This window comes from Butyrivibrio sp. INlla14 (assembly GCF_900102515.1).
GTDB lineage: Bacteria > Bacillota > Clostridia > Lachnospirales > Lachnospiraceae > Butyrivibrio.
Genome location: NZ_FMVS01000060.1, coordinates 1 through 6,399 on the forward strand (window position 1 = coordinate 1; position 6,399 = coordinate 6,399).

Sequence of the window (6,399 nt, forward strand, 5' to 3'; positions counted from 1 at the left end):
TTATCCGCAAAGCCGAAAATGCTGGACTTCTGAAACAGATGTCCTATGGTGAACTCATGGATGATCTTTCATCAGCATGGCGTAGGGCGGATGCACCTGCAGAGCCATCATCCGCTGACGGGTTTTGGGTGCACACAATACAAACCGCAATGGAAGAGCTCGAAGCTCTTGGGCTTTCAAAGCCGGCTCCAAAGCCTGAGCCTAAGAAACGCGGGCGAAAGCCGAAGCCAAAGGATCAAGTTGAAATAAAACCCAAGCGGCCACGTGGTCGCCCAAGAAAGGAAGCTAACCCTTCTGCCGGAAATCTATAGTCCGGCAGATTGGGAAACTTTTAATTAATCTAATTCATAATTATTTGGAAGAAAAAGATGCATTGACTGATTCGTATCTAAGGGAAGAAAGCATCTTAGTTGTCTATTTCAAAGAAATGGAGGCCTTGTTTACAGAAGTTAAAAAGTATTTGGATGCTAATCCAGGAGAAGATATAGAAAAGCCACTGATATATAGCGCGCAAATTTTCCAAGAAGTTCGTGGAATTATTGATATACCTATTCTCGGGTGGAATATTAATAATAAAAAGAGGCCTATATCTGAAAAGAAACGTAAAGCAATGCTGAAAGAAGATGATCACAAGGAAACTTATGGACAGAGGATTCTCGAAGCGTCATATATTGCGTTGCTCTATCTTCCAGAGAATCTGGAAAAAGAGGAATACTGCAGATACTCAGGTACATATGATAAGAACCTGATAATCAGACTTATCATGACAGTTGAAATAGGCAAAACAAAAACAATGGACTATACCTTGTATTGTGAAGAAAACAGAGAATTAGCTCAGGAAGCAAGGGATGAGCGAACAAGGATTTGTTTGATGGCTATGTTAAATGATATGACTGATTTTGGTCGTCTTGGTGAAACGCTAAGGCCTGTAAAGTCTATATACTCCACATACGATGACATTAACATAGCTTTAGCAAGGGACATCTTACTTATTCAATCGGAATGCAAATTCAACCGTTTAGAAGAACAAGGTGCACTGAAATTCAATGAACCAAGAAGAGCTGACTTCATAAATGATTTTAAAGAGTATACCCCATTAGGGCGTAGTATTAAGAAGAGCTTGCTGGCTTATTAGGAAATTAAATAATCATAATTATTTACGAAGTGAACGAAAAGTGAACGCAAATTTTTGCGTTCACTTGGGTATAGAGCTTTATAAAATCTATTTTAGATAGATTGCAAAGATATATGACGTCAATTTCACTTCTTGTTTAATAAGATGGGAGTTGTAAGTTCCAGTATCAATGTTGAATCGAGAGAAATAACACTATTTTATAACTTGAGAGACAAAGAGATATTCGCTTGTATCCTTGATAAAACTGAGTTGCAAGAATTATTAAATCAAAATGATAACAAGTGTGTATTGTTAGTTTCTTATAAGAATTATGATTATGAGAACATTAGGCTAACACTAATGTTCGTGGCTAGAAAAAAAGAATAGTTTAGGTGTGGACTATGAGTGGATTATTATTAGACACCCATTGACAAAGGTCTTTTGTAAGAATAAAATACGTATTCTAGGATATGTTGGCAATGCGATGGAGAAAAGAAAATGACGATTAGGGATAGAATTTTTGACAAGATAGAAGAGCTTGATATAACCCAGAAGCGGTTTTCTGAGCTTACCGGAATTGCAGAGAGTACCATAAGTGATTGGAAGAAGAAAAGAACCAATCCTACAGCAGATAAGATAATGGTAATTTGCAAAGTCCTTGATGTTACACCCGAATGGCTTCTGTCGGGGATTGAGCCAGAAGGGAAAAGAGGCAATCCAAAGGAATGGTATGCGATAGATGCGGAAACTGAGAGTGGCAAGCTTGTTACGGCATTTAATGCGATGGATAAAGCTCAGCAGGCTAGGATAATGGGGTATGTTGAAGCCATGATTAGCGGTGGATTGCTTGAGTAATCCATTTTTTACATTAGTAATCCGTATATTAGGATAATTTTAAGCGAGATTAGTTAGGAATATGAGTAGAAAGAAAAGAGAGTGGTACCCTGGAGCGACTTATCATGTAATGAGCAGAGGTAACAGAAGAACTGCTTTATTCAAGGACGATTCAGACTATATCAGATTCTTGGAGTGCATCGAAAAGACGAAAACAATCTATAACTACAAAATACATTCCATGTGTCTTATGACGAATCATTTCCACATGATAATAGAGACAGAGGATAAGGAACTGTGGAAGATTATGCAGAGAATGCTTCATCCATACAGCATGGACTTTAATCATAGGTACAATTTCACCGGGCATCTTTTTGAGAGTAGGTATGTGGCCTGTCTTATAGAAAATGAGAAATATTTTCTTGAAGCTAGCAGGTACATACATCTGAATCCTGTTAAGGCAGCCATGGTGCGGGAGCCTTTGGCTTTTGAGTACAGTAGTTATAGTTCTTTTGTTGGAAGAAATGGCTTAGAGGCTGGTAAAGAGAAGAAGCAGGCCAAGAGCATGATCGATGGGATGACAGAAACATCGCGGGTACTTAGTTGTTTTCATAATAACAGCAGGGAACAGTACAGGATGTTTGTGGAAGGCAAAATATCGCACGAGGAGCAGGAAATGCTCATACAGAAGGATATAAAGGAGGACGAGATGTGGCTTCCGTGGTAAGCTGCAGATAGCACAATGGCAATAGTAGTAAAGAGTATGGCAACATCGGGTGTTGACGGATTTATGGTTGAAATCGAGGCCAGTACAATAAGAGGACAACAGCAGATGATGTCAATAATAGGACTTCCTGATCAGGCAATTAAAGAGGCAGGAGAAAGAATACAGGCGCAATAGAATCCTGTGGATATGATATTCCAAAGGATAAGGCAATTATAAGCCTTGCACCTGGTGATAAGAAAAAGCGAGGCTCTCATTTTGATCTTGGAATGATAATAGCGTTGCTTTATCAAACGGATCAGATATCTCCTAAAAATTTAGGAGAATATGCTTTCATAGGGGAATTGTCCTTAGATGGAAGGATAAGACCATGCAATGGGGTGTTATCCATGGTAACAGAGGCGAGGAAATGTGGAGTAAAAGCGGTAGTAGTTCCATATGACAACAGGCAGGAAGCATCATCTGTACCAGGAATAAGGATTTGTCCAGTGAAATCCCTTCCAGATACTATAAGTTTTTTGGAGGGCAGAATGGATTTATCAAAGCAGAATGAAAATGATGGGGATATTACTGATAAAGGTGAGATGTTAAGCATTGCGAACCAGGAAAATGATTTTGATTTTGCTGATGTAAAGGGACAGGAAGAACTGATAGAAGCGATAGTTTTAGGGGCAGCTGGCGGACATAATATTCTTATGCTCGGCGAACCTGGCTGTGGAAAGACAATGATTGCACAGAGGATACCGACTATTCTTCCAAGGATGTCTGAAAAAGAGTCATTGGAAGTGACGAAGATTCAAAGTATATCTGGTCATTTGGAGGCTGGGACTGGACTTGTTACGTGCAGACCTTTCAGATCACCACATCACAATGTTTCACTGAATGCTCTGATTGGTGGAGGAAGCTATGCACAGCCAGGAGAAGTTTCTTTAGCACACAATGGGGTACTTTTCTTAGATGAGCTTGCCGAGTTTTCCAAAAGAACGTTAGATGCTTTAAGACAGCCTATGGAGGATAAGAGAGTTACTATTTCCAGAGTAAATGGGACAAATTCTTATCCAGCTAATTTTATGTTTGTGGCTGCAATGAATCCCTGCCCCTGCGGATATTATCCATCAAAGAGGTGTAAGTGTACTGATTATGAGATAATTCACTACAGAGGGAAGATATCAGGCCCCATCCTTGAAAGGATAGATATACAGAAGAGCGTGGCACAGGTGGACTATTTCGAATTAAACAACAAAAAAGATGGTGTATCATCAGCTGTACTTCGTGAAAGAGTTGAACGGGCAAGAAAGATACAGCAAGAAAGATTTAAGGATGCAGAAGGCATTAGCTGCAATGCACAGATGACAACATCAATGATACAAAAGTACTGCAAACTTGATGAAGAATGCACAGAAATCTTAAAGAAGGCTAGCGAGAAATATGGGTATAGTGCAAGAGTCATACATAAGTTATTAAGACTGGCGAGGACTGCTGCTGATCTTGATGGGGCGGAAAATATAAGAAGGGAGGATGTAATAAAAGTGCTGTCATGCAGGGATCTTGATGTGTCAAGCAGCCAGATGTATGCAATAACATGAAAGATTTTATGGACTATGAAAAGAAACTTAAATATATAATTCTGACTTTGATTAAGGGTGTTGGATGTGTTAGCCAAAATGCACTTTTAGATATCTGCGGGAATATTGAAACGTGCTTTACGCTTAGTAAAGAAGAAATCCATGAAAGAGATACGCTTGGAAAAGTTGGTGAACATCGGATACATCTGGTTTCTCAAGGGAGAGAGAATAAACAGATTCGGCTTGAAGCGGAAGCGATATTAAAGGATTCAATTGATAAAGGAATAGCAGTTATTACAAGGGAAGATAATGAGTATCCTAAGAGATTCTTAGGACTTGGGGATATGCCTATAGCCCTTTACGTCAAAGGGAAACTGAAAATAAATGATACGTCCTATTCTGCTGGGGTTATAGGAGCAAGGAGATGTACTCAGGAAGGAAAACGAACAGCTATTGAAACCACAGTTAAAGCAGTAAATAAGAACGGATTAGTAGTAAGCGGAATGGCTAAAGGAATTGATTCCTACGCACACACTGCCGCACTTAAAACAAATGGGTACACCATTGCAGTACTTGGGAATGGCCCTGATATCTGCTATCCACCTGAACATCAGAGTTTGTATGAAGAACTCATTAAAAGAGGATGCATATTGTCAGAATATCCTCCTGGGACCAAGGCGAGAAGCTACATGTTTCCTCTCCGGAATAGGATAATTGCAGCACTTTCTGATGAGGTTTTCGTTATTGAGGCAGGAAGGAACAGTGGAACACAGACAACTGTGGAAAACTGCGAAAAATATGGTAGGAAGGTGGTGAGAATTACTTAAAACCCTATAAAATGTAGCACGATGTGTTGCAAACGAATTACATTGTGATACAATTTTGGTAGGAGGTGGCGATATGTCAGCAACTACAGTTAAGAAGGATACAAATTTTAATATGAGAATGAATAAGCAAAAGAAAGCAAGTCTTGAGAAGCTCTATGAGGGCCTTGGAATGACTTTGGCAGAAGCAGTAAATATATTTTTTGAAAAATCCTTGATAGAGGGAGGAATACCATTTGACGTAAGAATGCCAAATTATAATAGGGAAACCATCGAGGCATTTAAAGAAGCAAAGGAAATCATGTCAGGAAAGGTAAAAACTAAGTCATACGGATCAGCGAAGGAACTGTTTGATGAACTGGACTCAGAATGAATTATAAGTATGAATTAAAGATTACTACAAAGTTTAAGAAGGACTATAAAATAGCAAAGAAGCGAAATTTAAACATTAGTCAACTCGAAAGCGTCATTGAGGAGCTATTAAGAGGCCATGAACTAGATAAAAAATATTTGGATCATCCACTTCATGGAGATTACGAAGGATTTAGAGAATGCCACATTCAGCCGGACTGGCTACTGATTTACGGAAAGAATGATGACGCTTTAATTTTGACAGCAGTCAGGACAGGCTCACATAGCGATGTTTTCAAGAACTTCTGAAGATTCCGCACGGCGCATAATTATGGCGCTAATCTAGATAGGCTAATAGAATAATGGTAAAGATAGAGGCAGCAGGCATTGATCATCTTGGATGAAATGCTTAGCTGCTTTTTTGTTATGCAAAAAAATATTGATTATTTATTAAAAAACGCTTGACAAAGTTCCTAAAATTTGCGGCCGCTACGCGGCCCTTGATCAATAGGAGATGTTGTTTCGTGGCCGCGAAACACATCAAGATCACGCAAATTTAGGAGGTTACGTATGGAAAAACATGAAATCTGCAAACTCATCATCCAAAAGATCAAGCAATATCTCTCTTCTCCGGACTGCCTGGAAGCTCACCGGGAAAAGAACCACTTCATCAGAAAGCGCAAACTTTCAATGCTCCATCTGGTAACATATTTATTCTACACTACAAAGGCATCTATGTATCAGAATCTTTCCGCTATACGTGATGACCTGCTTCCATCAAATTTTCCTGAAGTATCAAAGCAGGCTGTATCCAAAGCTCGTCAGTTCATTAGCCCCAGTCTGTTCCAAGATTTATTTACTCTTTCAGTAGATATCTTCTACAAAAATCTCAAGAAGAGAAAGCTATGGCATGGTTATCATATCTTTGCCATTGATGGCTCAAAGATAGAAGTTCCTAATTCTCCATCAAACTTTGATTTCTTTGGT

At 39.1% G+C, this 6,399-nt stretch carries 8 protein-coding genes and 2 pseudogenes; all 10 read left to right on the forward strand.

What is annotated here, in order from left to right:
• Positions 1 to 311: pseudogene (locus tag BLO53_RS19515) on the forward strand (hypothetical protein); the annotation flags it as partial.
• A gap of 62 nt (positions 312 to 373) precedes the next feature.
• Entirely contained in the window at positions 374 to 1,135 is a 762-nt protein-coding gene (locus BLO53_RS18640) for a hypothetical protein (protein ID WP_092065168.1), read from the forward strand.
• Positions 1,136 to 1,612: 477 nt separating this feature from the next.
• Positions 1,613 to 1,969: a helix-turn-helix domain-containing protein gene (locus BLO53_RS18645; RefSeq protein ID WP_092065171.1), complete on the forward strand. Its 357-nt coding sequence runs from the start codon at positions 1,613 to 1,615 to the stop codon at positions 1,967 to 1,969.
• Between the two features lie 61 nt (positions 1,970 to 2,030).
• Positions 2,031 to 2,675: a transposase gene (locus BLO53_RS18650; RefSeq protein ID WP_026653765.1), complete on the forward strand. Its 645-nt coding sequence runs from the start codon at positions 2,031 to 2,033 to the stop codon at positions 2,673 to 2,675.
• 15 nt (positions 2,676 to 2,690) lie between these two features.
• Positions 2,691 to 2,849 carry a hypothetical protein gene (locus tag BLO53_RS19910; protein ID WP_330388968.1) on the forward strand — a complete coding sequence of 53 codons (159 nt, stop codon included), beginning with the start codon at positions 2,691 to 2,693 and terminating at the stop codon, positions 2,847 to 2,849.
• A 38-nt stretch (positions 2,850 to 2,887) separates the two neighbouring features.
• A complete protein-coding gene (locus BLO53_RS18655; RefSeq protein WP_330388971.1) occupies positions 2,888 to 4,258 on the forward strand; it encodes a YifB family Mg chelatase-like AAA ATPase in 1,371 nt (456 codons plus the stop codon).
• Positions 4,259 to 4,266: 8 nt separating this feature from the next.
• Positions 4,267 to 5,064, forward strand: coding sequence for a DNA-processing protein DprA (locus BLO53_RS18660; RefSeq protein ID WP_176757370.1), 798 nt, complete (start codon positions 4,267 to 4,269; stop codon positions 5,062 to 5,064).
• A 73-nt stretch (positions 5,065 to 5,137) separates the two neighbouring features.
• Positions 5,138 to 5,434, forward strand: a complete 297-nt coding sequence (locus BLO53_RS18665; RefSeq protein WP_034467791.1) for a type II toxin-antitoxin system RelB/DinJ family antitoxin — start codon at positions 5,138 to 5,140, stop codon at positions 5,432 to 5,434.
• Positions 5,431 to 5,721 (forward strand): type II toxin-antitoxin system YafQ family toxin, encoded by a 291-nt coding sequence (locus BLO53_RS18670; protein ID WP_092065177.1) that lies wholly within the window; start codon positions 5,431 to 5,433, stop codon positions 5,719 to 5,721. The genes BLO53_RS18665 and BLO53_RS18670 overlap by 4 nt, the downstream gene beginning before the upstream one ends.
• A 261-nt stretch (positions 5,722 to 5,982) precedes the next feature.
• A pseudogene (locus BLO53_RS18675) lies at positions 5,983 to 6,399 on the forward strand (IS4 family transposase); the annotation flags it as partial.